At 67.8% G+C, this 22,766-nt stretch carries 28 protein-coding genes and 2 tRNA genes; 13 read left to right on the top strand and 17 right to left on the bottom strand.

The genetic code is table 11. From position 1 onward, the window contains the following. Both ACILQR_RS08520 and ACILQR_RS08515 read left to right on the top strand, forming a co-directional pair. A partial coding sequence (locus ACILQR_RS08520; RefSeq protein ID WP_395651021.1) for a DUF202 domain-containing protein occupies positions 1–287 on the top strand: 287 nt, incomplete at its 5' end. A gap of 165 nt (positions 288–452) precedes the next feature. Further along, positions 453–1,181, top strand: a complete 729-nt coding sequence (locus ACILQR_RS08515; RefSeq protein WP_395651020.1) for an exopolysaccharide biosynthesis protein — start codon at positions 453–455, stop codon at positions 1,179–1,181. Between the two features lie 6 nt (positions 1,182–1,187). Here the strand turns inward: ACILQR_RS08515 and ACILQR_RS08510 are convergent, their stop codons facing one another. Next, the gene (locus tag ACILQR_RS08510; protein ID WP_395651019.1) at positions 1,188–1,643 is read right to left on the bottom strand and encodes a response regulator; all 456 of its coding nucleotides are present in this window, start codon (positions 1,641–1,643) and stop codon (positions 1,188–1,190) included. Positions 1,644–1,792: 149 nt separating this feature from the next. Between ACILQR_RS08510 and ACILQR_RS08505 the strand changes: the two genes are divergently transcribed. Beyond that, positions 1,793–2,395 carry a sensor histidine kinase gene (locus tag ACILQR_RS08505; protein WP_395651018.1) on the top strand — a complete coding sequence of 201 codons (603 nt, stop codon included), beginning with the start codon at positions 1,793–1,795 and terminating at the stop codon, positions 2,393–2,395. Between the two features lie 61 nt (positions 2,396–2,456). On the opposite strand, the gene ACILQR_RS08500 is transcribed toward ACILQR_RS08505, so the two are convergent. Then, a tRNA-Pro gene (locus ACILQR_RS08500) sits at positions 2,457–2,533 on the bottom strand. A gap of 201 nt (positions 2,534–2,734) precedes the next feature. Here ACILQR_RS08500 and ACILQR_RS08495 point away from each other — a divergent pair. Then, a tRNA-Gln gene (locus tag ACILQR_RS08495) sits at positions 2,735–2,808 on the top strand. Positions 2,809–2,825: 17 nt separating this feature from the next. On the opposite strand, the gene ilvC is transcribed toward ACILQR_RS08495, so the two are convergent. Next, on the bottom strand, positions 2,826–3,821 hold the full coding sequence (gene ilvC / locus ACILQR_RS08490; RefSeq protein WP_395651024.1) for a ketol-acid reductoisomerase: 996 nt from the start codon (positions 3,819–3,821) through the stop codon (positions 2,826–2,828). Positions 3,822–3,843: 22 nt separating this feature from the next. Between ilvC and ACILQR_RS08485 the strand changes: the two genes are divergently transcribed. The 5 genes from ACILQR_RS08485 (at position 3,844) to ACILQR_RS08465 (ending at position 7,455) form a co-directional block, all read left to right on the top strand. Next, positions 3,844–4,386 carry a DUF924 family protein gene (locus tag ACILQR_RS08485; protein WP_395651017.1) on the top strand — a complete coding sequence of 181 codons (543 nt, stop codon included), beginning with the start codon at positions 3,844–3,846 and terminating at the stop codon, positions 4,384–4,386. Between the two features lie 1,013 nt (positions 4,387–5,399). After that, positions 5,400–6,251, top strand: a complete 852-nt coding sequence (locus tag ACILQR_RS08480; RefSeq protein WP_395651016.1) for a thymidylate synthase — start codon at positions 5,400–5,402, stop codon at positions 6,249–6,251. A 10-nt stretch (positions 6,252–6,261) separates the two neighbouring features. After that, on the top strand, positions 6,262–6,573 hold the full coding sequence (locus ACILQR_RS08475; protein WP_395651015.1) for a phosphoribosyl-ATP pyrophosphohydrolase: 312 nt from the start codon (positions 6,262–6,264) through the stop codon (positions 6,571–6,573). Positions 6,574–6,603: 30 nt separating this feature from the next. Beyond that, the gene (locus ACILQR_RS08470) at positions 6,604–7,131 is read left to right on the top strand and encodes a dihydrofolate reductase (RefSeq protein ID WP_395651014.1); all 528 of its coding nucleotides are present in this window, start codon (positions 6,604–6,606) and stop codon (positions 7,129–7,131) included. Between the two features lie 3 nt (positions 7,132–7,134). Further along, entirely contained in the window at positions 7,135–7,455 is a 321-nt protein-coding gene (locus tag ACILQR_RS08465; RefSeq protein WP_395651013.1) for a YbjQ family protein, read from the top strand. Here the strand turns inward: ACILQR_RS08465 and ACILQR_RS08460 are convergent. The 3 genes from ACILQR_RS08460 to ACILQR_RS08450 all read right to left on the bottom strand — a co-directional run bounded on the left by ACILQR_RS08460 (position 7,422) and on the right by ACILQR_RS08450 (position 10,507). Beyond that, positions 7,422–8,183, bottom strand: a complete 762-nt coding sequence (locus ACILQR_RS08460; protein WP_395651012.1) for a sterol desaturase family protein — start codon at positions 8,181–8,183, stop codon at positions 7,422–7,424. The genes ACILQR_RS08465 and ACILQR_RS08460 overlap by 34 nt on opposite strands. A 90-nt stretch (positions 8,184–8,273) precedes the next feature. Further along, positions 8,274–9,371 (bottom strand): NADH:flavin oxidoreductase, encoded by a 1,098-nt coding sequence (locus ACILQR_RS08455; RefSeq protein ID WP_395651011.1) that lies wholly within the window; start codon positions 9,369–9,371, stop codon positions 8,274–8,276. Positions 9,372–9,460: 89 nt separating this feature from the next. After that, entirely contained in the window at positions 9,461–10,507 is a 1,047-nt protein-coding gene (locus tag ACILQR_RS08450; protein ID WP_395651010.1) for an enoyl-CoA hydratase/isomerase family protein, read from the bottom strand. Positions 10,508–10,635: 128 nt separating this feature from the next. Here ACILQR_RS08450 and hemB point away from each other — a divergent pair, with 128 nt between their 5' ends. Both hemB and ACILQR_RS08440 read left to right on the top strand, forming a co-directional pair. Continuing rightward, the gene (hemB, locus tag ACILQR_RS08445; RefSeq protein WP_395651023.1) at positions 10,636–11,634 is read left to right on the top strand and encodes a porphobilinogen synthase; all 999 of its coding nucleotides are present in this window, start codon (positions 10,636–10,638) and stop codon (positions 11,632–11,634) included. A 60-nt stretch (positions 11,635–11,694) separates the two neighbouring features. Continuing rightward, positions 11,695–12,903, top strand: a complete 1,209-nt coding sequence (locus ACILQR_RS08440; protein ID WP_395651009.1) for a hypothetical protein — start codon at positions 11,695–11,697, stop codon at positions 12,901–12,903. A gap of 4 nt (positions 12,904–12,907) precedes the next feature. Here the strand turns inward: ACILQR_RS08440 and ACILQR_RS08435 are convergent, their stop codons facing one another. Next, on the bottom strand, positions 12,908–13,993 hold the full coding sequence (locus tag ACILQR_RS08435; protein ID WP_395651008.1) for an alpha/beta fold hydrolase: 1,086 nt from the start codon (positions 13,991–13,993) through the stop codon (positions 12,908–12,910). A gap of 100 nt (positions 13,994–14,093) precedes the next feature. Between ACILQR_RS08435 and ACILQR_RS08430 the strand changes: the two genes are divergently transcribed. After that, a complete protein-coding gene (locus ACILQR_RS08430; protein WP_395651007.1) occupies positions 14,094–14,735 on the top strand; it encodes a peptidylprolyl isomerase in 642 nt (213 codons plus the stop codon). On the opposite strand, the gene ACILQR_RS08425 is transcribed toward ACILQR_RS08430, so the two are convergent. Genes ACILQR_RS08425 through ACILQR_RS08415 form a run of 3 tightly spaced genes read right to left on the bottom strand, consistent with a single transcriptional unit; the run spans position 14,713 to position 16,708 of the window. Beyond that, positions 14,713–15,567 carry an NAD(P)-dependent oxidoreductase gene (locus tag ACILQR_RS08425; RefSeq protein ID WP_395651006.1) on the bottom strand — a complete coding sequence of 285 codons (855 nt, stop codon included), beginning with the start codon at positions 15,565–15,567 and terminating at the stop codon, positions 14,713–14,715. The genes ACILQR_RS08430 and ACILQR_RS08425 overlap by 23 nt on opposite strands. An 11-nt stretch (positions 15,568–15,578) precedes the next feature. Continuing rightward, positions 15,579–16,085 carry a flavin reductase family protein gene (locus ACILQR_RS08420; RefSeq protein ID WP_395651005.1) on the bottom strand — a complete coding sequence of 169 codons (507 nt, stop codon included), beginning with the start codon at positions 16,083–16,085 and terminating at the stop codon, positions 15,579–15,581. A gap of 59 nt (positions 16,086–16,144) precedes the next feature. Beyond that, complete coding sequence (locus tag ACILQR_RS08415; RefSeq protein WP_395651004.1) at positions 16,145–16,708, bottom strand: DUF922 domain-containing protein; 564 nt, start codon at positions 16,706–16,708, stop codon at positions 16,145–16,147. A gap of 102 nt (positions 16,709–16,810) precedes the next feature. On the opposite strand from ACILQR_RS08415, the gene ACILQR_RS08410 reads away from it, so the two are divergent. Further along, on the top strand, positions 16,811–17,713 hold the full coding sequence (locus ACILQR_RS08410; protein WP_395651003.1) for a flagellar motor protein MotB: 903 nt from the start codon (positions 16,811–16,813) through the stop codon (positions 17,711–17,713). A 92-nt stretch (positions 17,714–17,805) separates the two neighbouring features. On the opposite strand, the gene gmk is transcribed toward ACILQR_RS08410, so the two are convergent. From gmk to ACILQR_RS08375, 7 genes are all read right to left on the bottom strand, one after another. After that, the gene (gene gmk / locus ACILQR_RS08405) at positions 17,806–18,447 is read right to left on the bottom strand and encodes a guanylate kinase (RefSeq protein ID WP_395651002.1); all 642 of its coding nucleotides are present in this window, start codon (positions 18,445–18,447) and stop codon (positions 17,806–17,808) included. Then, positions 18,437–19,324, bottom strand: a complete 888-nt coding sequence (locus ACILQR_RS08400) for a YicC/YloC family endoribonuclease (RefSeq protein WP_395651001.1) — start codon at positions 19,322–19,324, stop codon at positions 18,437–18,439. Before ACILQR_RS08400 ends, gmk begins: the two co-directional genes overlap by 11 nt. Beyond that, on the bottom strand, positions 19,321–20,562 hold the full coding sequence (gene mltG, locus ACILQR_RS08395) for an endolytic transglycosylase MltG (protein WP_395651000.1): 1,242 nt from the start codon (positions 20,560–20,562) through the stop codon (positions 19,321–19,323). The genes ACILQR_RS08400 and mltG overlap by 4 nt, the downstream gene beginning before the upstream one ends. After that, positions 20,563–21,843 carry a beta-ketoacyl-ACP synthase II gene (fabF, locus tag ACILQR_RS08390; protein WP_395650999.1) on the bottom strand — a complete coding sequence of 427 codons (1,281 nt, stop codon included), beginning with the start codon at positions 21,841–21,843 and terminating at the stop codon, positions 20,563–20,565. It lies immediately after the preceding gene. 118 nt (positions 21,844–21,961) lie between these two features. Further along, positions 21,962–22,201, bottom strand: coding sequence for an acyl carrier protein (locus ACILQR_RS08385; protein WP_271143934.1), 240 nt, complete (start codon positions 22,199–22,201; stop codon positions 21,962–21,964). 174 nt (positions 22,202–22,375) lie between these two features. Continuing rightward, complete coding sequence (locus ACILQR_RS08380; protein ID WP_395650998.1) at positions 22,376–22,627, bottom strand: hypothetical protein; 252 nt, start codon at positions 22,625–22,627, stop codon at positions 22,376–22,378. After that, on the bottom strand, positions 22,624–22,766 hold a 143-nt coding region (locus ACILQR_RS08375), incomplete at its 5' end, for an SDR family oxidoreductase (protein ID WP_395651022.1). The genes ACILQR_RS08375 and ACILQR_RS08380, both read right to left, overlap by 4 nt.

Here is a 22,766-nt window from a genome sequence, read left to right as displayed (position 1 = left end):
ACGACGGCGCGCTGAGACTCGGTGCCCACCAGATGATCCGGCACGAGATGATCGGCGACGCGCCCCTGAAGCTCGAATGGCGCGAGACCGGCCTCTACCTCGTCATGGGCGCGTTCGGCCTGCTGTCCTTCGGCATGTCGATGGCCGCCTTCCGCAAGGCGTCCCAGGCGGATTCGGGCTCCAGCGACATCACCATCATCGCCTGGGTCCTGGCCGTCATCGGCGCCGCCTGCGTCGGGGTGTCGGCCTATAATCTTTATCGCCGCCTGGGCCGCGCCGACGACTGAAGCTACGCTTGCAATCCTTTTGCGATTTCCCGCGCCGATCACGACCGGACGGGTGGCGCGCGGGCGCGGCCGATCCTAAATGACGGCACGGGCCGGTTGGGTCCCGCTCCTGACCGTCGTATGCCTCCGCCTCGCGCCCCTTCCACGTCCCGAACCTTTTCCCAGGTGCTCGAAGACCTCGGCACCGGCGAGAACCCGTCGCTAACTCTGGACGAGGTGGTCGAGGCCTTCGGCGACCGGGGCATCGGGGCCCTGATCCTGGTCCTGGCCCTGATGGCGCTGCTGCCGTGGCCTCCCGGGGGCAAGGCGGTGTTCGCGGCCCCCATCATCCTGCTGGCGCTCGAGCTGGCCTTCCAGCGCAACGAGGTCTGGCTGCCACGCTGGCTGCTCAAGGCCTCGGTGAGCCGTACGGCCTATATCAGACTGTTGACCACCCCGTTCGCGGCACCCGGCTGGCTCAGGCGATGGGTGCTGACACGCGAGTTCCGGATCGGCCTGGGCACCAACAAGGCCCGCTATCACTTCGCCCGCTGGGTGCGGCGACTGGTCCGCAGGCATCCGCGCGGCATGACGGTGATCCGCGCCCTGCGATCGGCCGAGAACCTGACCCGGCCGCGCCTGCCCCTGCTGAACGGGCCGGTCGCCGAGGTGCTGATGGGGATCGCCTGCGTCCTGCTGGCGATGATGATGGCCCTGCCGGTGCCGCTGGGCGACGCCCTGCCCGGCCTGGCGATCGTCTTCTTCGCCCTGGGGGTGATGCAGAAGGACGGGGTGGCGGTGCTGATGGGCGTGGCCGGAACCGCGCTCAGCGCCGGCTATCTGTTTCTGGTCTGGGCGACGGTCTCGGAGATCGTCCACGGAGTGGCGGGCTGGATCGCGGGCCTCGTCGGATAGCGGCCGTCAATGCGGGGCGACGTCCGCAGGCGGCGTCGTCAGCCACGGGGCCAGCCGGAACCGGCGCGGCGGCGCCCCGACGGTCTTCAGCCGGATGAACTGTCGGGCGAAGGCGACGACGCCCTGGATGGTCTGCTCGTCGAACGGCTTGGATACCGCGCCCAGTGCCCCTGCAAATCCATCCGGGATCTGTTCGGGATTGGCGGTCAGGAAGACCACGGCCGAGCCGTATTCCTCGACCAGCCGCTTGGCGATCTGGGGCCCGGTCAGTCCGTCCAACAGATTCACGTCAACCAGGGCAAGGTCAGGCCGCTCACGATCGGCGACGGCAAAGGCCCCGGCGCGGTCCATCGCGCAGCCCACGACGTCGCAGCCGGCGTCGGTGAGCACCATCTCCAGCTCCATCGCGAGGATGGCCTGGTCTTCCACGATCATGACCCGCAGGTCGGCTGTACCAGCCAATATTTCGCCCCAGTCCAGACACCCGGCATACGCCCCGAAGCCGGTTAACATTACTCTGTCGGTTACCGAACACTCCAAACGCGCGCTTGGCGATTTGGTTCTCGCCACGCTATGAAATGCTCCGATTTCCCAATCTCCTGGAGAGGTGCATGGCCGCAGCAGCGGAAACCCGTATCGCCGAACTCCAGCGAAGAATGCTGGGCGGCTATCAGCTGTTGCAGGCCCTGGTCGGAATCCGGCTGCGCAGCGTCGACGATCCGGAGAGCCGCCGTCACCTGACCTGGCTCAGCGACGTGACCGCCGCCCTGACCCTGATCAACCGGCGAATCACCGAGGCCGGGCCGATCGATTTTTCCGGCTATCTGGAGGACGCCGTCGATTTCTGGAGGCGTACGGGCACCGCCGACGCGATCCGCATCGACGTGCGCGCCGCCTCGGCTGCGATCCCGGAAAGCCACGCCCTGCCGATGGCCATCATCGCCCATGAACTGATCTCCAACGCCGTGCGTCACGCCTTCCCCGACGGACGAAGGGGCGCGATCGCCGTCGCCTGTTCCCAGTCGCCGGACGGCGTCAGCCTGGTGGTGCGCGATTCGGGCGTCGGGGTCATGGAGATGGTCCATGGCGACGGGCTGGCGCTGGTCGCGGGCCTGGTCGAGCATCTGGGTGGGGTGATGACGGTCGAGACCGCGCCCGAGGCCGGGGTCGGCGTCCGCATCCGTCTGCCGCTGGGTCCCCAGCAACGCCACTGACGATTCATGCGGGGATGGCGACCCAGGCTCTGGCAGCCTCGACGACGTCGCCTTTAGGAAATGGTCGGAGTGAGAGGATTCGAACCTCCGACCCCTGCGTCCCGAACGCAGTGCTCTACCAGACTGAGCCACACTCCGACTTGAGGCGCGGCTTATAGCGACGGGGTTTGACGCTCGCAAGCAGACTTCGCCCCGAGGCGAAAAATGTCCTGCGCGACTTCGCGCTCAAGCAGCCCGAAGGGCGGTAGCGCCAAGAAAAAAAGTGCTGTTGCATCCCCCGCCCCCTTGGCGTATTCGACCGCCTCCCGCGAGCCGAGGCCCGCGGGACGCCGGACCTGCTGGGGAATGGTGTAATGGTAACACTCCGGTTTTTGGTACCGTCATTCTAGGTTCGAGTCCTAGTTCCCCAGCCATCCGTCCTCCCCGTCCGTCAGGCGTCGTTGGCCACCGAGGCCATCGCCGTCAGATGGGCCCCGACCTCCTCGATCGTCCGTTCGCCCAGAGCCCGACGCCGCGCCAGTAGCTCGGGCGAGCCTGCGTCATAGTCGGCCATCAGGCGAGCGACGAACTCTCCCGACCGGACCTCCGACAGAACCTGATCCATCGCCGCGCGTGACGCTTCGCCGATGATGCGCGGGCCGGTCAGATAGGCGCCGTATTCGGCGGTGTTGGAGATCTTGGCAAACGCCCCGGCGATGCCGCGCTCGTACATCAGATCCGTGACCAGCTTGACCTCGTAGAAGCATTCGAACCAGGCGACCTCGGGCGGATAGCCGGCGTTCACCAGCTTCATGAAGGCCGCGTCGATCAGTTCGGCCACCCCGCCGCACAGGACGACCTGCTCTCCGAACAGGTCGCTCTCGCATTCGGCGGCGAAGGTCGTCTCCAGAATGCCCTTCCTTCCGCACCCCAGGGCCGCCGCATAGGAAAGGCCCAGCGCGCGGGCCCCGCCCGTCGCGTCCTGATGCACCCCGAACAGGCAGAAGACCCCCTCCCCGGCCTCGTACAGGTCGCGGATGCGCGGGCCGATGCCCTTGGGCGAATCCAGGATGACGTCGAGATCGGCGCGCGGCGCCACCAGACCGAACCGGACCGACAGGCCGTGGGCGAAAATCAGGGCCGCGCCGGGCTTCAGGTTCGGCTCCAACTCGTCGCGATACAGGTCGCGGTGGGCCTCGTCGGAGACCATGACCGCGACCACGTCGGCCCCGGCCGTCGCCTCGCCCGCCGTCATGACCGGGAAGCCGTCGGCCTGCGCCTTCGCCCGGGTCGTCGAGCCCGCCTTCAGGCCGACGACGATATCGGTCACGCCGGAGTCACGCAGGTTCAGCGCATGGGTGCGACCCTGACTGCCGTAGCCGATGACGGCGACCCGCTTGGCTCGAATGATCGACAGGTCGCAGTCGCGGTCGTGGAAGACGGGCAGCGGATTGGGTAATGTCTCGGTCATGGCCAACCTCATAACGCCTTCCTCCGTCGTCGCCTTCTGGAAAGAGGCGGGTCCGAAAAAGTGGTACGCCAAGGACGAAGCGTTCGATCGCGCGTTCCGCGACGCCGGCCACGCCCTGCACTGGGCCGCCGCCCGGCGAGAGCTCGACGACTGGATGGACACGGCCGAGGGTGCCCTGGCCCTGATGATCCTGCTGGACCAGTATCCCCGGAACAGCTTTCGCGGCACGGCGCATCAGTTCGCCACGGACGGGCTGGGCCTGATGTTTGCGCGTATGGCGTTCGAGCGGGGCTATCCCGCCGCGACGGAACCCGACCTGCGCCAGTTCTTCATGACGCCCTTCGAGCATTCCGAGGACCTGGCCGACCACGACGCCCTGATCCCCCTGATCGGGGACCTGCCCGAGGTCGCGAAATTCGCCGTCATCCACCGCGACATCATCACCAGGTTCGGACGATTTCCGCATCGAAACAAGGCTCTGGGACGACAAACGACAGTGGAGGAACAGGCGTTTCTGGATCAGGGCGGTTTTGCGGGGTGATGGACCGCGCTCCACGTCTCGGATCGACGGGGATATCCTGGGCGGGACGGCGAGGGATCTTCTCCTCCCCGTCGCGAAGCGATCGGGAGGTGGCGCGGCCCTTCTTCAGGGCCGTGACGGAGGGGGCGACCGGGTCTGACCGGTGAGGGCTCTCGCAGCGATCGAGGTGCGTCCGGTAGCCCATCCCGACACCGAGTCTCCCCCTCCGTCTCCTCGCAAGAGCTCGGATCCACCTCCCCATCGCTTCGCGATGGGGAGGAGACGGCTTGTCCAACGCCTCGAAGTTTCAAACTTCAACCGATCAATCCCTTGCCCCGCAACGGATTGCAGGTTTCTCGCCCCCTCGAACCCGCCCAGGTCCCCAGCGCCGCTATACTGCTCTTCGTCCCGTCGCGGGGAAGGGCGCAAGGCCTTGCGATCTTGTTGCGGCGGGGGTGTGTGGAGCGGGGCGGTCGAGGCCTCGTCCCTGGTCAGCCTTGGCGAGCTCCGAGGTCCGGTTTCGACCGGGCGCGGCGCCCGGGGGATCGGGGGCGGTGTCGCCGGTCGCGCAAAGGGTCCGGCGCAGGTAGTCGGATCGTTCAGGGGATGGCTCTGCAAGGGAGCCACCCTCCCGCCGGGGGCGCGGTAGCGGCAAGGGGTTAACACCCCCGCTGGTTCGGGCGACCGAGCCGTACAGCTCCTGGAAAACCATGCGCGCGGAGCGTTCGTCTTTCGCCGAAACGGTACTCACTACCCCTATTCCGGGCGAAGGCCCGGACGCTCCGCCGGCCCTTCCCATGACTTCAGCGCAGCCGCGCATGAGGGCGAAGAGGCGTGTGTGGAGAGTGATTGGTGGTTTGTGATTTGTGATTGCTGGATCTGGCAGCGCAGGCTGACCTGCCATTGGCGTGGCGTCGAGGATGCGACAATCACAAATCACAAATCACTAACCACCCGGCCCCCAGCCCCCACTCCCTTGTGGGCAACCGAATCGCTTCCGTGCCAAGCGAACGAATCACAGGCATCCTCCCGTCATGACCGTTGCTCTCGCCCATGCCGAACCGAAGTCCGGCGCAGCCTCCGCTGACCATCCCGAATGGCAGTATCTGAACCTGCTGCGCGACATCCTCGACAACGGGACCCGGCGCGACGACCGGACCGGCACGGGGACCCTGGGGGTGTTCGGACGCCAGATGCGGTTCGACCTGTCGAAGGGCTTCCCGCTTCTGACGACCAAGAAGCTGCACCTGAAGTCGATCATCGTCGAACTGCTCTGGTTTCTGCGCGGCGAGACCAACATCCGCTGGCTCAAGGACAACGGTTGTTCGATCTGGGACGAATGGGCCGACGAGGCCGGTGAGCTGGGTCCCGTCTACGGCAAGCAGTGGCGGTCGTGGGCCGCTCCGAACGGCGAGAGCATCGACCAGATCGCCCGCCTGATCGAAGGGCTGAAGACCAATCCGAACGGCCGTCGCCACATCGTCTCGGCCTGGAACCCCGCCGATATCGAGGACATGGCCCTGCCGCCCTGCCACTGCCTGTTCCAGTTCTTCGTCGCCGACGGAAAGCTGAGCTGCCAGCTGTACCAGCGGTCGGCCGACGTCTTCCTGGGCGTGCCGTTCAACATCGCCTCCTATGCCCTGCTGACGATGATGATGGCCCAGGTCACGGGCCTGAAACCCGGCGAGTTCGTCCACACCCTGGGCGATGCCCACCTGTATCTGAACCACCTGGACCAGGCGAAGCTGCAACTGACCCGCGAGCCCCTGTCCCTGCCGACCATGACGATCGCGCCGAGACCGGACCTGTTCGCCTTCGAGGCCGCCGACTTCGTGTTGAACGACTATTCGCCGTGGCCGCATATCAAGGCGGCGGTGGCCGTCTGAGGCGGCTTCGATGCACCTGAAATCACTGTCGGCCGATGTGGCCCGCATCTCCGACATCTACGCCCGCGAACACGGCATCGACCGCGACAAGGCCGGCACCGGCGACTGGGCCTTGCTGAAGCTGCAGGAGGAGCTGGGCGAGCTGACGGCCGAGCATCTGCGGATGTCGGGCCGGGCGCGGGGGGCGGCGGATGCGGAGGCCCTGGGCAATGAGGCGGCGGACGTGCTGGGGATGCTGCTGATCTATTGCGACCGGGTCGGGATCGATCTGGAGACGGCGATGGCGCGCAAGTGGTTGCGCTGGCTGGAGCCCGAGGCCTAAGCAGGGCCCACGCCTATCGGAGCCTGCCCCATGATCGTCCCCGCCATCGCCCTCGTCGTCGCGCGTGGGAGGAACGGCGTGATCGGCGTCGATGGCGACCTGCCGTGGCGACTTCGGTCGGACCTCCAACGGTTCAAGGCGGTGACCCTGGGCAAGCCCTGCATCATGGGGCGCTCGACCTGGGAGAGCCTGCCGCTCAAGCCCCTGCCCGGACGGCTGAACCTCGTGCTGACGCGCGACCTCAGCTATCAGGAGAGCGGCAAGGCCAAGGGGGCCGTGGTCTGTTCCAGCCTGGACGAGGCGATCGACATCGCCCGCGAGACCGCCGTGGACGACGACGTCCACGAGGTCTGCGTCATCGGCGGCACCAAGGTGTTCGAGGCGGTCCTGCCCAAAGCCAGGCGGCTCTACATCACCGAGGTTGACGCCTCACCCGAAGGCGACGCCTGGTTCCCCACCTTCGACGAAAGCCGGTTTGAAGAGATCGAGAACGAGCGGCATGATGCGGGCGAAAAGGACGACCACGGCTTCACCTTCCGCATTCTGGAGAGGATTTGACCCATGCTGACTTCGACGACCAATGACATCGCCGGCCATCGCATCGTGCGCCACATCGCGGTGGTGCGCGGCATCACCGTGCGGTCGCGGAACGCGCTCAGCGACATGGTCGGCGGGCTGCAGTCCATGCTGGGCGGCCGCGTCGGGGCCTATGTGAAGCTGGCCGAGATGGCGCGGCAGGAGGCCTTTTCCGAACTGATCCGGCACGCCGAGGCCGAGGGTGCCAACGCCATCCTGGCCATGCGCTACGACGCCAACGAAATCATGCCGGGCATCACCGAGGTGCTGGCCTATGGCACGGCGGTGGTCGTCGAACCGATCTGAGCCTTCTCGGGCGGCATCGCATCGGTTCCGCACAGGCGGTCCCAGACGCGGAAGAACAGGCCGTAGTTGGTCTTCATATGGGTGTGATGGCGGCTGTGGTGGGTGGCGGTGATGAACTGGCTGCCCGGTCCCGAGCGCACCCAGCGGTCAGGCCATAGCTCCCAGCCGCAGTGGTTCATCACCGCACTGGCCGTCATCACGGTCAGCAGCACCGCCAGCATCCAGATGTTCAGCGGAATCACGAACGCCAGGACCGGCAGCAGCCAGGCGGTCAGGGCGGCCTCCGCCGGATCGAAGGCGAAGCTGGCGAAGGGGCTGGGGTCGCGGGCCCGGTGATGGGCGGCATGGGCCCAGGCGAAGAACCGGCGGTGGTGCAACAGCCGGTGGGTCCAGTAGTAGTGGGTGTCCTGCACGATCAACAGCAGGACGAAGCTGAGCGGCAGCCACCACAGCGGGTACGCCGCCGGATCGAGATACAGCTTCGTGCCGCCGGCCTTCCAGGCCTCCAGGGCGATCGCCGCCGGGAAGGCGTAGATCGGCGTCGAAAGCAGCGAATAGCGGACCTCGTGCAGCATCAGCCTGCGCGAAGGCCGATCCCGGTTCAGGCGACGGCCGAGACCGTTCGCGCGGCCCCACAGAAGCCACCAGACTCCGCCCGCGACCAGCAGATAGCGGGCCCCGATGATGAGGCTGAGCCAGGCCGTGGTGATGAGGATGGGGAGGAGCATGAGGCGGTGGTTAGTGGTTAGTGGTTCGTGATTAGTGGTTGGGGTTGAACAGATTCAATCACCAACCACTAACCACCCTGCACGCGACGTCTAGTAAAGCACGCCCAGCGCCTCGCGGGTGAAGTCCTTGAGGTCAGCGTGGCGACTTTCGCGGACCTTCTCGACCCATTGCGGATCGGCCAGAAGGGCGCGGCCCACGGCGACGAGGTCGAATTCGTCGCGCTCAAGCCGCTCCAGCAGACCGTCCAGCGAAGCGGGTTTGGAGCCCGCACCGCCGAACGCCGCGATGAACTCGCCGTCTAGCCCGACCGAGCCGACGGTGATGGTCGGCTTGCCGGTGATCGTCTTGGCCCAGCCTGCAAAGTTCAGGTCGGAACCCTCGAACTCCGGCTCCCAGAAGCGGCGCTGCGAGCAGTGGAAGACATCGACCCCGGCCTCGGACAGGGGATTCAGCCATTCCGCCAGCTCGTCGGGCGTGCCGGCGATGCGGGCATCGTAGTCCTGCTGTTTCCACTGCGACAGGCGCAGGATCAGGGCCATGTCCTCCCCTACGCCTTCCCGGACGGCCTTGACCACCTCGACGCCGAAGCGGTTGCGGTCGGCGATGGTCGATCCACCCCAGGCGTCCTCGCGCCCGTTCAGTCCGTTCCAGAAGAACTGGTCGATCAGATAGCCGTGGGCCCCGTGAATCTCGACGGCGTCGAAGCCGAGGTCTTTCGCCGCGCGCGCCGACTTGCCGAAGGCGGAGATGGTGTCGGCGATGTCCTCGTCGGTCATCGGCGGGTATTTGACCTTGCCGGGCGCGGTCATGCCCGACGGGCTGTCGACCTGTCCTTCGGGCGTCCACTCGGCCCCCTGGCCGCGCGCCGAGCCCACGTGCCAGATCTGGGGCGCGATCTTGCCGCCGGCGGCGTGGACCTCCTCGACCACCTTCTTCCACTCGGGCAGGGCCGCGCCGTGGAAGAAGGGCACCTGGACGTCGTTGCGGGCGGCGGGACGCTCGACCACCGTGCCCTCGGTCACGATCAGCCCGACGCCGCCCTCGGCCCGCCGCCGGTAATAGGCCGCGACATCCTCGGTCGGCACGCCATTGGGCGAGAAGGACCGCGTCATCGGGGCCATGACGATGCGGTTGGGCAGGGTCAGGGACTTGACGGTGAAGGGACGGAACAGGGCGTCGAGCGACATGGGCAGGCCTTGTGGTGATCTGGAACCGACAAGGTGGCGATGGCCGTTGCGTTTGAAAACCCTGCGCGTGAAGATTTCTTCCGAGGCCCCTAGAGCGGCACCCATTCCTCGCCGGGTGGCAGCGAGGCGAACAGGGCGTCGATGGCGAGGTCGGTGACGTCTTCCACGCGAGCAGGGGACCATTGCGGGGCGTTGTCCTTGTCGACGATGACGGCGCGGACGCCTTCCTGGAAGTCGGGGGTGGAGACGATGCGGCCGCCGAGGCGGTACTCCATGGTCATGGTGTCGGCGAAGTCGGTCTGGGTTCGGCCGATGCGGAGCTGTTTCAGGGTCACCTTCAGAGACTGGGGCGACTTGGTCTTCAGCGTCGCCAGTTGGGCCAGAGCCCAGTCCGATCCGTCCGACTCGAGCGCCGCGAAGATGTCCTCGACAGTGTCGAAAGCGAACAGGCGGTCGATCGCCTCACGGTGCGGCGCGAGCGGTGCGGGTCCGGCATCGCCGGCGTGGCGGTCGGCTGTCGCGGTCGGGTCGGTGGGGTCAGCCAGAAGATCGGCCGTCAGCGCCGCCAGACTCTCGCCGGGCACGAAATGCGTATGGATGCCCAGGTCCACCGTATCCGCCGCCTTCAGCCGCGCGCCGGTCAGGGCCAGCCAGGTTCCGGTCTCTCCGGGCAGGCGCGGCAGGAACCAGCCGCCGCCGACGTCGGGGAACAGGCCGATGCCCGTCTCGGGCATGGCATAGGTCGTGCGCTCGGTGGCGATGCGGACGGCGGCGGGCTCGGAGATGCCGACACCGCCGCCCATGACGATGCCGTCCACAATCGCCGCAATGGGCTTGGGATAGCCGAACATCAGATGGTTCAGCCGGTATTCCGTTTTGAAGAAGGCCCTGGCCTCCGACGCATCGCCCGCGCCGCTCTCGGCGATCATGCGGATGTCGCCCCCGGCGCAGAAGCCGCGCTCGCCCGCGTGGTCGATCAGCACCGAAACCACCGCCGGGTCATCACGCCAGGCCAGCAGGGCCTCGGTCATCGTCTCGCACATCGCGAGGTTCAGGGCGTGGAGCGCCCTGGGCCGGTTCAGCGTGATCCGCCCGACGGCGCCGTCGATGCGGGTCAGGACTTCGGGTTCGGACATGGGGCGGCTCCGGGAGATCGTCGCCCGGTCGTAGACGGCGAGCCCGCCATCGTCGAGCCGCGACCACGCGCTTCGGCTCTGCGGTTTTGCATGACCCCGTCCCTTGGTCTAAGCCGCGCCGCATGACCCTGCCCTTTCCGCCCGCCGCCTTTCCCATGGCCCGTCCCCGACGGCTTCGCGCCAGTCCGTGGGTGCGGCGGCTGGTGGCGGAGACGACGCTGACGCCGGCCGATCTGATCTGGCCGCTGATCGTGCATGACGGGGCCGAGGACCGGGTCGCCGTGCCGTCGATGCCGGGGGTGTTCCGCCTGTCGCCCAAGGCCGCCGCGGAGGCCGCGGTCGAGGCGCGGTCGCTGGGCATTCCTGTGGTGGCCCTGTTTCCCAATGTTGACGCCTCGACCAAGGACGCGGTCGGCACCGGCGCGACGGACCCCGACGGCCTGATCCCCGACTGCATCAAGGCGATCAAGGATGCCGCCCCCGAGATCGGCGTCATGTGCGACGTGGCGCTGGATTGCTATACGGACCATGGCCACGACGGGGTGGTCGAGGACGGGCGGATCCTGAACGACGCGTCGCTGGAACGGCTGGCCGAACAGGCCTTCATCCAGGCCCATGCCGGGGCCGACATCGTGGCACCGTCGGACATGATGGACGGCCGGGTCCAGGCGATCCGCGAGGCACTGGAGGCCAACGGGTTCCACGACACGATGATCCTGTCCTATGCCGCCAAGTTCGCCTCGGCCTTCTATGGCCCGTACCGGGATGCGGTGGGGTCGGCGAAAATGCTGAGCGGCGACAAGAAGACCTATCAGATGGACTATGCCAACGCCGACGAGGCGCTGCGCGAGGTGGCCATGGACATCGCCGAGGGGGCCGACGCCGTCATGGTCAAGCCGGGGATGCCCTATCTGGATATCGTGCGGATCGTGGCGGACACCTTCAAGGTGCCGACCTTCGCCTATCAGGTGTCAGGCGAGTATTCGATGATGCAGGCCGCCATCGCCAACGGCTGGCTCGACGAGGACCGGGCCATCCTGGAGACCCTGCACGGGTTCAAGCGCGCGGGTTGCGCCGGGGTGCTCAGCTATTTCGCACCCAGGGCGGCGCGGTTGCTCGCGGGCTGATCGGCCTTTCCCGAATCTTCACCTCCCCGCGCGAAAAGACCGTGTGGCGTGAGGTGGAACATGGCGGCGATTGCGTGCCTGCGGGTCTTGCTGGACGGAAACCGGACGGATGTGCCGGCCGAGGCCCTGGGTCCGCTGGTCGCCAAATACGCCAACATCTTCCTCGAAGTCCGCTGGACCTTTCCCCGGCTGTCGGAACAGCTGAACTTCTATGCCTACAAGCTGACCGATCCCCGGGCCGAGGCGCTGGACACCGTCGAGCTGGCCCATCTGTCGCAGGAACTGCAGGAGCGGCTGTTCGGCACGGGGGTCGAGGATGCCGTGAAGCTGATGCTGTTCGAAGGCGATGCCGACGCGATCGACGCCTTTGCGGGATATTCGGCCGACGACGTGCTGGCGGCCATGCAGGATCCCAGCGCGCTGCCCCCCGGGGGGCGATTGCGCCGGATCGCCGCCGACGGCTCGCTGGTCGATGTGCCGGAGGCGCCGGTCAGCGTACCGGCCGCCGAGGCCCTGCGGTTCGGGCCGACGGTGGACGGGGCACAGGGAGTCTATTTCCCCGTGGGCCAGGCCTTCATCGGCGATGTTCTGAGCTGCACCCCCGTGGGCGCGGCGACCTACTACAGTATGGTCGACGGGGACGAACACCGCCCCGATGACGCCGAGGCGTTCGACGCCGCCTGCGTCATGACGGCCCTGAGGTATCTGGTGGATTTTCAGGTGACAGCGCAGCTGTTCGTGCCAATCTCGTTCTCCACCCTGGTCCGCCCCAGCGCCCGGGCGGCCTGGCTGGAGCTCGCCTTCATCCTGCCGCCGGAGATGCGAAACCGGCTGTCGGCAAGTGTCTATGACGTTCCGCGATCCCCGACCTATCAGGCGCTGAGCACCGTGACAGGCGCGCTGGACGCTACGTTCGGCGCGGTCGACCTGTGTACCCGCGACCCGGATTTCCAGATTCAGCAACTGGGCGAGCGGGCGGTCACCAGCGTCACCCTGATGCTGCCCGACGCGAAGCCCGACGTGCGCCTGGCTGCGCTGAGGCGGTTCGCGAGCCACGGTCACGACTATCGACGGCGCAAGATCGCCGCCGGAGTGACCAACATCCGGTTCCGCGCCGAACGCGAGCTGGCGATCGAACTGCGGATCGCCTTTCTGTCCGGTCCGGGCATCTGCCGGATCCAGAGCGAGCCGGTCGGAGGACGGTCGTGGCCGATCGCGGCCCTGCCCCTGCTGTCGCTCCACAGCCCCGTCCTGGCTGCGGCGGGCTGATCCCTCAGGGTTCCAATCGGGCCAGCAGATCCACCAGATCGGCCTTCCAGAAGGTGGCCCAGGTATGGGTACCGTGGCCCTTGCCGCCGACGCTGTTGGGGATCAGGCGGTAGCGGCCATTGACGATGCGCGGGGCGAACCGTTCCGACAGGCCCAGCTCCGGCGGATTGATGAAGTCGTCGGCCGAGTTGATCCAGGTCACGGGTGCGGTGATCCGCTCCAGGTTCGCGGACGGGTCGTAGTCCCAGGAGGCGTTCACCTGATACCACAGGTCGTTGGCGTCAAGCGCGGGCAGGCGGCGGTCCATCTGGGCGCGGGCGAAGGCGTCGACGGCGTCCTTCGTCGCCAGGTCCTGCTGCATCGGCATGACCGCGCCGCCGGCCAGGACCAGCAGATCGACGGCCGTGCGCAGGCCCTGGACCGGCTGTTCGACATAGTCCCCGCCCGCCCAGGCCGGATCGGCGCGGATGGCGTCCCTGAGCATGGTGCGCCACAGGCGATTGCGGCCGACGATGGCGGTCGGCTGGCAGGCCAGGGGCATCAGGGCGTCGGCGATGTCGGGATGGGTCTCGCCCCAGACGAAGGCGTGCATACAGCCCATCGACGTCCCCAGGATCAGCCGCAGCCGATCGACCTTCAGCCCCTCGACCAGCATCCGGCGCTGGGCCTCGACCATGTCGGCATAGCCGTATTCCGGGAAGCGGGCGCGCAGGCCGTCGCTGGGCTTGGACGACAGGCCGTGCCCGAGGTTGTCGGGCATGATGATGAAGTAGCGTGTCGTATCCAGCGGCTGGCCGGGGCCGAACAGCTCGGTCGCGAACTGGGGCGACAGGAACTGGGCACCCGTACCGCCGGTGCCGTGCAGCAGCAGTACGGCGTTGGTCACCCGGCCCGAGGCGTCGCGTACAGGCCGGCCCAGGGTACGGTAGTGGATCTTCAGCTCGGGCAGGGTCGCGCCCGAGGTCGTCACCAGCGGGCCGCCGACGTAATCACCTTCGGCGGGCGTCCAGGTCGGGGCGGTCTGGGCGGTCTGGGCGGTGGCCGGGGCGATCCACAGCGCGAGCAATATCCCCATCAACACGATACGCATGGTCGTCCTTTACTCGCGGGCGGTCGCCGACGCGGCTATCCTGCACGTCGGCCGGACCGGATCAACCGGACGCCGGCCGATAGAAGCCCGAGAACAGCCCATGCCAAGACGCCCGTTTGTCGCCTCCCTCGTCATCGCGCTGATCGCGGCTCTGGCCTGTCCCATCCTCGCTGCGGCGCAGGAGGCCCCGGCGGCACCCCTGCCCCGGGTCGTGCTGGAGACCTCGGCCGGGCGGATCGTGATCGAGGTGAATGACGTCAAGGCACCGATCACCGGGGCGAACTTCCTGCGCTATGTCGACGAGCACCGGTTCGACGGGGCGACCTTCTATCGCGCGATGAAGTCGGCGCCGGGGATGGGGCTGGTCCAGGGCGGCACAAACTATGACCCGGTTCGCACCCTGCCTCCGATCGCGCACGAGCCGACGACCCAGACGGGGCTGGTCCATGTCGATGGAGCGGTGTCGATGGCACGCCACGATCCGGGCACGGCGACCGGCGATTTCTTCATCTCGATCGGGGCGACGCCCTCCTATGACGCCGGGCGGCCGTTCTCGGTCGATCCGCTGGGCTATGCGGTGTTCGGCCGGGTGGTCGAGGGGATGGAGGTCGCGCGCGCTGTGCTGGTCGCCCCGACCTCGCCGACCGAAGGCGAGGGCTTCATGCGCGGGCAGTTCCTGGAGCCGCGCATCGTGATCGTGTCGGCGACGCGAGAGGTCGCTACGGAACCAGTCGCGCCTTGAGGCTGGACGTGTCCCAGCGATTGCCGCCTAGGGCCTGGACCTCGGCATAGTAGCCGTCGACGAGCGCGGTCATGTCCAGACGCGCGCCGTTGGCCCGGGCCTCGTCCAGCACCAGACCCAGGTCCTTGCGCATCCAGTCGACGGCGAAGCCGAAGTCGAACTGGCCGGCGGCGGCGGTCTTCCAGCGGTTGTCCATCTGCCAGGACTGGGCCGCGCCCTTGGACACGGCGTCGTAAACCGCATCGGTGTCGAGGCCGGCGGCCTTCGCGAAATGGATGGCCTCGGCCAGACCTTGGACGACACCGGCGATGGCGATCTGGTTGACCATCTTGGTCAGCTGGCCCGAGCCCGCGGGCCCCATGTGCTTGATCGCCTTCGAATAGGCCATGACGGCGGGCTCGACCCGGGCAAGGGCCGCCGCGTCGCCGCCGGCCATGACGCTGAGCTGGCCGTTCTCGGCCCCCGCCTGACCGCCCGAGACCGGGGCGTCGATGAAGGACCGGCTGCTGTCGGCAGCGAGCGCAGCCATGCCGCGGGCGACGATCGCCGAGGTGGTGGTGTGGTCGACGATGACGGCACCGGGGGCCAGATGCGGCAGGGCCTCGGTCACCACGGCGCGGACGTCGTCGTCGTTGCCGACGCAGAGGATAAACAGGTCGACGCCTGCGGCCGCCTCGGCGACCGTGTGGGCCCATGCGGAGCCGTTGGCCTCTGCCCAGGCCTGGGCCTTGGCCGCTGTGCGATTGTAACCGGTGACGGAGTGGCCGGCGGCGACAAGGTGACGGGCCATCGGCGCGCCCATGACGCCCAGTCCGGCGAATGCGATCTTCATGTCCGTTTCCCTCAGGCCTGCGGTTCGGTCGCCACGCCGTAGCGACCCCGGAAATAGGTCAGGGCCTCGCCGCCCCAGTCCTCGAACCGGGTGACCCGGCCGACGATGATCAGGTGGTCGCCCATCTGGATGCGATCGTGGGTCACGCACTCGAGACGCGCCAGGGCTTCGGGCAGACAGGGTGGGCCGTCGTCGGGGCGGACGAACTCATGCGGGTTCAGCACCGAGACCCCCTTGGCGAAGCGGCTGGCCAGGGCCTTGTCGCAGGACGGCAGCATATGGATGGCGAAGGTCTCGGCGGCGGCGAAGACGGGCCAGCGATCCGAGCGCTCATCCAGGCACCACAGGACCAGACGTGGCGTCAGGGACACCGAGGTGAAGGAGTTGATGGTGATCCCCAGCGGCCCCGCCGGGCTGTCGGCCGTGACGATGCAGACGCCGGTCGCGAATGCGCCCAACGCCCGGCGATAGGCGGCTGCGTCGGCGGCAGGGTGTTCGGGCGGGGGTTCCAGGCTCACCCGCCCGACCTAACCCGGATCGCGGTCGTGTGCGAGCCGTCGGACGCAGGAATTCGCCGTCATTGCAAAGGGCGCATGTTGCGACGGGCGCGCGCGGTCGCGAAGTCGTAGTCGCGGTTCGCCTCGACGATCGCAGCCTCCCCCGCCCGGCGCGCCTCGATCAGGCCGTCACAGTCCGCGGCCGCGCGCATCGCCGCCAGAGTCGCCTCCATGCCGGCGTTGATGCGCACCGCGCGTCCATATTCAAAGGCGTCCAGTTGTTGGCGATAGCGGTCGAAGCGGGCGCGCATCCTGGGCCCGGCCTCGGCATCGGCGGCGATCACGGGGGCGGTCGTCTCGATCTGCCAGGTCATCCGGGCCGTCTGCGGCAGACAGCCGTTCGCGTCGTTGGACCAGCGGACCTGATTCCGCCACTGGGTCCGCATCGGAACGCGGACACCGTTCGACATCATCGGACCGAGTTCGTCCATCGACCGGTGCAGGGCGGGAGCGAGGTCGCCCCGGATCTCATAAGGGATCACCGTCACGTGCGGCACCTGTTCCAGCGGCGTCGGCGGCCGGGTCGGAACATCGATCTGGGCCACGGCCTGAATGGCCACGATGAAGGCGAGCGTGGCGAGCATCGGCGAGCTCCGAACCGTTTTGCGTCGATGCGAAACATCGCAAACACCTTCTTAACGTCAGGCTGCGATGACGAAACAGCCTTAACAGCGAGCTACCGCCGAATGTCCGCGAGCGATCGCCCGATCATCATCAAGAAGGTCAAGAAGGTGGTCGGCGGCGGCCACCACGGCGGCGCCTGGAAGGTCGCCTATGCCGACTTCGTGACCGCGATGATGGCCTTCTTCCTGCTGATGTGGCTGATCAACACGACCGACCCGGAGCAGAAGCGCGGCATCGCCGAATATTTCGCACCCGCCAGCGTGTCCCAGACGACCTCGGGGTCCGGTGGAATCCTGGGGGGCACATCCCTGGGTGACGACGGGGCCAAGAGCTCGGGCTCGATGTCGGTGTTGCAACAGATGGCGCCCGAGGCTCCGCAGGATGCACCGCCTGACGCCGGCCAGAGCCAGAACGTGGCCTCGGCCAGCGACGAGGCCCTGCGCGCCGAGATCGCCCGCCGCGAGGCCGCCGAGTTCCAGAGCGCGGCCGAATCCCTGCGTCAGGCCATGCAGCGGATGCCGGAACTGGCCGAGCTGTCGAAACAGATGATCATCGACCAGACGCCGGAAGGGCTGCGTATTCAGCTGGTCGATCAGGAAGGCCGCTCGATGTTCGAGCAGAACTCGGCCCGGCCCAACGCCCGCGCCCAGGTGCTGTTGCGCGCCATCTCCAGCGTCATCAACCGCCTGCCCAACCGGATTTCGATCACAGGCCATACGTCGGCGGTAGCGGGATCGGGCCGGGCCTCGGTCGCGAGCGACTGGCCCCTGTCGGCCGAGCGGGCCAATGCCTCTCGCCAGATCCTGCAGACGGCCGGGGTTGACGGCGACCGGGTCTATTCGGTGGCGGGCAAGGCGGGGTCGGATCCGCTGTATCCCGACGATCCGTCCCTGGCGGGGAATCGCCGGATCGCGATCGTGTTGTTGCGGGAAGCGCCAGTGCTGCCGATGGATACGTCGCTTTAGTCAGGGACGAGGGTCGAGGGATCAGGGGCGAGCAAGGGCTCTGTGGGTGCGGTCGGCCTGATTCCTCGCACCTTGACCCTCATCGCTCGAACCTAGACGTCCTCTGCCAGCAGCCCGTCCCTGTAATCCTCGACCCAGGTGTTCCGGAACCGCGCGCTGCGTTCGGCGTGGTAGATATGGGCCAGTTCGGCGTAGCTGCGGTCGAAATCGTCGTTGACGAAGACGTAGTCGAACTGGTCGCAGTGCTCGATCTCGCCCTTGGCGTTGGCGATGCGGCGCTCAATGACCTCCTCGGCGTCCTGCGAGCGGGTCACCAGGCGGCGACGAAGCTCTGCCAAGCTGGGGGGCAGGATGAAGACGCGCACCGCGTCCTGCGGGCATTTGTCGGCGACCTGGCGGGCGCCCTGCCAGTCGATGTCGAACAGGACGTCGCGGCCCTCGGACAGGGCCTTGTCGATGGGGGCGCGGGGCGAGCCGTAGCGGGCACCGTGGACGTCGGCCCATTCCAGGAAGGCGTCGGCGTCGATCAGGGCCTGAAACTCTTCGGGCGTGACGAAATGATAGTCGCGATCGGCGACCTCGCCCGGGCGGATGCCGCGCGTGGTCATGGAGATCGACAGTTCCAGCCCGCCGTGGTCGGCCATCAGGCGGCGGCACAGGCTGGTCTTGCCGGCACCCGAGGGGCTGGCCACGATCAGCAGAACGCCCCGGCGGGGCGTACGATCATTCGACATTCTGAACCTGTTCGCGAAGTTGCTCGATGGTCGCCTTGAGCTCGAGCCCGATGGCGGTCAGCGGCGTCGTAGCCGATTTCGAGCACAGGGTGTTCGCTTCGCGCATGAACTCCTGCATCAGGAAGTCGAGTTTGCGGCCGGCGGGGGGTTCCAGCAACAGTTGGCGGGCCGAGGCGACGTGGGCGGACAGCCGATCCAGTTCCTCGCGCACGTCCGCCTTGGTGGCCAGGACGGCGGCTTCGAGAAAGATGCGGTCTTCCAGACCCGGTGCATCGGGAGCCAGCTCGGTCATGCGGCGGGCGAATCGATCGCGGACGTGCAGGCTCTGGGCGGCGGCCTCGCCTTCGGCGACCCGGGTCAGGGTCTCGATGCGGTCTATGAAGGCGATGATGACGGGGGTCAGTTGTTCGCCCTCGCGTTCGCGCGAGATCTTCAGGGCGTCCAGCGCCTGTTCAATCGTCACGGCCATGGCGGCCTCGATGGGAGTGCGGGCCTCGGCGTCCTCGGTTTCGTCGTCGGGCGTGTCGAGCACGCCGCGCAGGGCCAGCAGGCCGTCGGCCGAGGGCGGGGTCGTGCCCTGTTCGGCCAGGGCGTTGGCGATCTCCAGATAGCGGGCCAGGACGGCTTCGTTGACCCGTACGGCGGCCGCGCCGGCGTCGCTGCGCCGGGCCTGCACGCCCAGGGTGACCTGGCCCCGGCTGAGGCGGGCCTGTGTCGCCGTCTTGGCCAGACGCTCGAGATTGTCGAAGCCGTTCGGACCCCGAAACCGGACCTCAAGATTACGGCCGTTGACCGAGCGGGCCTCGACCGACCAGGTCCAGCCGTCCAGAGCGCCATCGGCCCGGCCGAAGCCGGTCATGCCGGAGATCCCGCTCATCGCGGCGCCGTGGCGGGCTGGGCCGGGCGAAGCGCGCGCGCCGGGGTGACCGCCCCCGGGGCCTGCATGGTGATGACGGCCTGACCGGTGATCGGAGCCGGGGCCGGTGCGGAGGTCTCCGGCGCGGTGCCGGGGGCCAGGGTACCCGGTGCCGCAGGCGGGGTCGCGCCCGGCGGCAGGCCGGCCTTGCGCCGCTCGATCTCGCGCCAGCGCAGCACGTTCAGCTGGTGCTGTTCATAGTTGGAGGCGAAGGCGTGGCCACCGGTACCGTCGGCGACGAAGAACAGGTCGGTCGAACGCGGCGGGTTGAGCACGGCCCGGATCGCATCCGCGCCCGGGTTGGCGATCGGCGTCGGCGGCAAACCGTCGATCAGATAGGTGTTGTAGCCGGTGTCGGCCTGAAGCTCCGACTGTCGGATGCCGCGCCCGAGCGGGCGGCCCTTCGTGATGCCGTAGACGATGGTCGGGTCGCTCTCCAGCCGCATGCCGATGCGGATCCGGTTCGAGAAGACGGCCGCCACGCGGGGGCGTTCGGCCGCCAGCCCCGTCTCCTTCTCGACGATGGAGGCCAGGATCACGGCTTCCTCGGGCGAGGTCACGACGGTCATCGGCGAGCGGGACGCCCACAGCCGGGCCAGGTTCTCGGTCATGGCGCGCTGCATGCGCAGCACCACCGAGGCGCGGGTCTCGCCGCGCGCGACCTCATAAGTCTCGGGCCACAGGCTGCCCTCGGCGGGAACCGTCTCGACAGCGCCGGTGAGGACGGCTTCCTTGTTGAGGATGTCGACCGCCTGGGCCGAGGACCAGCCCTCAGGGATGGTCACGAAATGGCGGACGACGCGGCCGTCGGTGAGCAAAGCCAGGAGGGCGCGCAGCGAGGCCTTGTTCGGGACGCGATACTCGCCGGCGCGCAGCCGACGGTCGGCCCCGGTCAGGGTGGCGGCGGCCTTGAACATGTCGGTCGAGCGGATCACGCCGGCGCTCTTCAGCCGCGCCGCGATGGCCGAGACGCCCGACCCGCTGGGCAGGGTGACGATGGTGCTGTCGCCCTGGCGCGCCGAGGGACCGGGCGCGTAGTAGACGCTCCAGCCCCAGGCCAGCAGGGCGATCAGGAACAGGCTGAAGGTCGCCGAGGCTGCCAGCAGGGCCGCCACGACGCCGGACCGCTTGCCCCGCCTGCCCTGAGATTGCGGACGCTGGGGTGCCGGCCCCTTGATCCCGTCCCGACGTCCGAACACCTAGCTGACCTTGCGGAAGATGATCGAGGCGTTGGTGCCGCCGAAGCCGAAGGAGTTGGACATGGCGACGTCGATCTCCATCGGCTTGCCCTTGTGCGGGACCAGGTCGATGGCGGTCTCGAACTCGGGGTCGTCGAGGTTGATGGTCGGCGGGGCGATCTGGTCGCGGATGGCCAGGACGCTGAATACCGCCTCGATGGCCCCGGCGGCGCCCAGCAGGTGACCGGTCATGGACTTGGTCGAGGACATGGCCATGTCCTTGGCGTGGTCGCCGACCAGCCGTTCGACGGCGCGCAGTTCGATCCAGTCGGCCATGGTCGAGGTGCCGTGGGCGTTGACGTAGTCGATGTCCTCGACCCCAATCCCGGCCCGCTTCACCGCCGCCTTCATGGCGCGATAGGCACCGTCGCCGTCCTCGGACGGGGCGGTGATGTGATAGGCGTCGCCGCTCATGCCGTAGCCGATGACCTCGGCATAGATCTTCGCGCCCCGCGCCACGGCGTGTTCGTATTCCTCGAGGATGACGACCCCCGCACCCTCCCCCATGACGAAGCCCGAGTGGTCGCGATCGTAGGGACGCGAGGCCTTTTCCGGGGTGTCGTTATAGGCGGTACACAGGGCCTTGCAGGCCAGGAAGCCGGCGATGCCCAGAGGCACGATCGAGCCCTCCGCCCCGCCCGCGACCATGACGTCGGCGTCGTCGAGCATGATCATCCGGGCCGCGTCGCCGATGGCGTGAACGCCGGAGGCGCAGGCCGTGACCACGGCGTGGTTCGGGCCCTTGAGGCCGTGGCGGATCGAGATCTGGCCGCTGGCCAGGTTGATCAGGGACGACGGAATGAAGAAGGGGCTGACCCGGCGCGGGCCCTGGTCCCGCAGGATCAGCGAGGTCTCGGCGATGGGACCCAGGCCGCCGATGCCGGAGCCCATCATGACCCCGGTGCGTTCCTTGTCCTCGTCGCTCTCCGGCTTCCAGCCGGCGTCGGCCAGGGCCTCGTCGGCGGCGGCGATGCCGTACAGGATGAAGTCGTCGACGCGCTTCCTGTCCTTGGCCGACATGATGGCGTCAGGATCGAAGCTGCCGGGCACGCCGGGGCCACCCCCGCCGCGTCCGTCCACGCTGGGGATCTCGCCCGCGATGGTGCAGGCATAGCCCTCGGTATCGAAATTGGTGATCGGTCCGATGCCCGACCGCCCCTCGACGATACCCTTCCAGTTATGTTCGACGCCACAGCCCAGCGGGGTGACGAGGCCGAGGCCGGTAACGACGACGCGGCGCATGGGGCGCTCCACTCCAGAATCGTGAGGCTTAAACGATAGTGGCCGCCGGGCGACTCCGCTAGGAGCGCCGGGCGGCCACTTCAAAAGCCCGTGATCTTTTCAGATCGGACGCCTGAAATCAGGCGGCGGTCTTTTCCGAGATGAACTTCACGGCGTCGCCGACCGTCTGGATGTGCTCGGCGGCGTCATCGGGAATCTCGATGTCGAATTCTTCTTCGAAGGCCATGACCAGTTCGACGTTGTCGAGCGAATCGGCGCCCAGGTCGTCGATGAAGCTGGCCTTTTCGGTGACCTTGTCGGGATCGGCGTCCAGATGGTCGATGACGATCTTGCGGACGCGTTCCAGTGTGTCGGACATGGGGGTCTCTGCCTTATGGGGCCGCGGGGAAGCGGCAGTTGTCTCAAATCCTGCCGTCTCATGACAGCGACGCTTGTGCAAGACCCTAACGAGCCAAGCCTTCTGCGGTTGCGCCCCTCTAGCACAGCCGTCGGGGCTGGGAAGGGGCGTCACCGTATTTGACCGCGCGCGTGATCAGCGTCTGACGGTATTGACCCACCAGACAAGGGCCACCCCCACCAGGGCCAGGGGCGCGCCATAGACCGCCCAGATGATCTGACCGGTCATGAAACTGCCCGGCAGGATGTTCAGGCCCTGAAGCACCCAGGCGATGCCGACGAGCAGCATCGGGCCGCTGACGATGGTGGCCAGCACCCGCAGGACCGTGACGAAGACGGCCCCGGCCCGGGGTTCCTGAACGAAGATTCGGCGTTCACGCGTCATCATATCATTGCCATCCCGCCGTTCACGTGAAGCGTCTGGCCGGTCACATAGGCGGCCTCGTCCGACGACAGATAGACGGCGGCGGCGGCGATCTCGTCGCCGGTGCCGAGGCGACCGGCCGGAATGTTCTTGAGGATGGTCT

This window comes from Brevundimonas sp. (genome assembly GCF_044239655.1).
GTDB lineage: Bacteria > Pseudomonadota > Alphaproteobacteria > Caulobacterales > Caulobacteraceae > Brevundimonas.
This window is presented reverse-complemented; position numbering and strand designations above follow the sequence as displayed.

What these genes read in the sequence shown, in the direction of transcription:
- ACILQR_RS08505 (WP_395651018.1), top strand. Translation starts at nt 1,793, where the DNA reads ATGGCCGCAGCAGCGGAAACCCGTATCGCCGAACTCCAGCGAAGAATG.
- ACILQR_RS08425 (WP_395651006.1), bottom strand. Translation starts at nt 15,567, where the DNA reads ATGAAGATCGCATTCGCCGGACTGGGCGTCATGGGCGCGCCGATGGCC.
- ACILQR_RS08475 (WP_395651015.1), top strand. Translation starts at nt 6,262, where the DNA reads ATGCACCTGAAATCACTGTCGGCCGATGTGGCCCGCATCTCCGACATC.
- ACILQR_RS08450 (WP_395651010.1), bottom strand. Translation starts at nt 10,507, where the DNA reads ATGTCCGAACCCGAAGTCCTGACCCGCATCGACGGCGCCGTCGGGCGG.
- ACILQR_RS08430 (WP_395651007.1), top strand. Translation starts at nt 14,094, where the DNA reads ATGCCAAGACGCCCGTTTGTCGCCTCCCTCGTCATCGCGCTGATCGCG.
- ACILQR_RS08470 (WP_395651014.1), top strand. Translation starts at nt 6,604, where the DNA reads ATGATCGTCCCCGCCATCGCCCTCGTCGTCGCGCGTGGGAGGAACGGC.
- ACILQR_RS08455 (WP_395651011.1), bottom strand. Translation starts at nt 9,371, where the DNA reads ATGTCGCTCGACGCCCTGTTCCGTCCCTTCACCGTCAAGTCCCTGACC.
- ACILQR_RS08465 (WP_395651013.1), top strand. Translation starts at nt 7,135, where the DNA reads ATGCTGACTTCGACGACCAATGACATCGCCGGCCATCGCATCGTGCGC.
- ACILQR_RS08410 (WP_395651003.1), top strand. Translation starts at nt 16,811, where the DNA reads ATGTCCGCGAGCGATCGCCCGATCATCATCAAGAAGGTCAAGAAGGTG.
- ACILQR_RS08460 (WP_395651012.1), bottom strand. Translation starts at nt 8,183, where the DNA reads ATGCTCCTCCCCATCCTCATCACCACGGCCTGGCTCAGCCTCATCATC.
- ACILQR_RS08485 (WP_395651017.1), top strand. Translation starts at nt 3,844, where the DNA reads ATGGCCAACCTCATAACGCCTTCCTCCGTCGTCGCCTTCTGGAAAGAG.
- ACILQR_RS08385 (WP_271143934.1), bottom strand. Translation starts at nt 22,201, where the DNA reads ATGTCCGACACACTGGAACGCGTCCGCAAGATCGTCATCGACCATCTG.
- ACILQR_RS08380 (WP_395650998.1), bottom strand. Translation starts at nt 22,627, where the DNA reads ATGATGACGCGTGAACGCCGAATCTTCGTTCAGGAACCCCGGGCCGGG.
- ACILQR_RS08440 (WP_395651009.1), top strand. Translation starts at nt 11,695, where the DNA reads ATGGCGGCGATTGCGTGCCTGCGGGTCTTGCTGGACGGAAACCGGACG.
- ACILQR_RS08400 (WP_395651001.1), bottom strand. Translation starts at nt 19,324, where the DNA reads ATGAGCGGGATCTCCGGCATGACCGGCTTCGGCCGGGCCGATGGCGCT.
- ACILQR_RS08480 (WP_395651016.1), top strand. Translation starts at nt 5,400, where the DNA reads ATGACCGTTGCTCTCGCCCATGCCGAACCGAAGTCCGGCGCAGCCTCC.
- fabF (WP_395650999.1), bottom strand. Translation starts at nt 21,843, where the DNA reads ATGCGCCGCGTCGTCGTTACCGGCCTCGGCCTCGTCACCCCGCTGGGC.
- ACILQR_RS08415 (WP_395651004.1), bottom strand. Translation starts at nt 16,708, where the DNA reads ATGCTCGCCACGCTCGCCTTCATCGTGGCCATTCAGGCCGTGGCCCAG.
- gmk (WP_395651002.1), bottom strand. Translation starts at nt 18,447, where the DNA reads ATGTCGAATGATCGTACGCCCCGCCGGGGCGTTCTGCTGATCGTGGCC.
- ACILQR_RS08435 (WP_395651008.1), bottom strand. Translation starts at nt 13,993, where the DNA reads ATGCGTATCGTGTTGATGGGGATATTGCTCGCGCTGTGGATCGCCCCG.